General features: G+C 25.1%; 2 protein-coding genes. Both read right to left on the bottom strand.

All coding sequences use genetic code 11. The annotated features are described in order from the left end of the window. Positions 1–128: 128 nt before the first annotated feature. Positions 129–767, bottom strand: a complete 639-nt coding sequence (locus tag EZH24_RS12290; protein ID WP_137999347.1) for a hypothetical protein — start codon at positions 765–767, stop codon at positions 129–131. Positions 768–796: 29 nt separating this feature from the next. Then, positions 797–1,134: hypothetical protein (locus EZH24_RS14335; protein WP_201798599.1), on the bottom strand; the 338-nt coding region annotated here is incomplete at its 5' end.

Consider the following 1,134-nt stretch of genomic DNA (forward strand, 5'->3'; position numbering starts at 1 on the left):
TTTTTATATTAAAGAATTCCAAAATCGGATTTACTTTTTCGGACGAGCTAAAAGTTTTCCCGCAGGAATTACATTTATAAAAGTAGGGCGGTTTATTTGGCAACATAAATACTCCTTTAATTTGATTTTTAAATAACCTTAAAATAATTTAATAATATCACTAACAAAGCGGACGCAATCGGCAAAAATATCGACAGAAAAAATAATTTTTTATTGGAATTTTCAAGTTTGCCAATTTTAGTCGTTATTTCAAAATCAATATCTTTAATTTTTTTATCAAAACTTTCGGATAAATTATTTATTTTCAAATCGATATTTTCAATTTGATTAATAATATTTATATTAATCGAATTGATTTTTTCGTTAGCTTCGTTAAATTCCGTTTTTACTAAATTATTCAATTTGTCTATTTCGCCGTTAATAGTTTTAGTTTCGGTTTCGACAAAATTATTTATTTTTTCCGTTTTTTCGTCAAAAGATTTTTTACTTTCGTTTATCTCGGAATTTAATTTTGCAAGTCTTCCGTTTAATGTTTCGTTTATATTTTCTATTCTTTTATTAGTTTCAGAATACAAATCTTTATAATTATTAAAATTTTGATTGAATTCGTTGAATACTTTCCAAAAATTGTCCGACTTATCAATCGCTTCCTGCATTTTGTGAATTTTATCCGCATCGTCCCGCACCGAGTCGATATAAGAAAGCTTTTTTTGAAAATCGTTCATATTTTTAAGAAGCTCTTCGACTTTTTTTAAAAGATTTTCCATTTATAAATTATCCTTATAAAATTAATAATTTAATTAAGAGTTTCCAAAAGTGAGTCAATAATCTCTTCCTTTCTGTCGTATTCTTTTCTCTTTTCTTCAATTTCGTTTTCGTTCAAATTAGCGTTCTCTTCAATCTCTTTTTTAATCATATCAATTTTTATCAACTGCTCTTTTTCCCTTCGCTCAATATTTTTATGTATAAATTCTATTGTATTATTTGTAATAAAATCCAAATTGTCAAAATATTTATCAAAAGATTTTTTGATTATTTCGTCAATATAAGAATTCATTTCAACCAATCGTTTTTCGGACGCTTTTATTTCCAAAATTGAAAGGCATTTATAATCCGATAAAGATATTTTATTAT

It is taken from the genome of Brachyspira catarrhinii (genome assembly GCF_005518285.1).
GTDB lineage: Bacteria > Spirochaetota > Brachyspiria > Brachyspirales > Brachyspiraceae > Brachyspira > Brachyspira catarrhinii.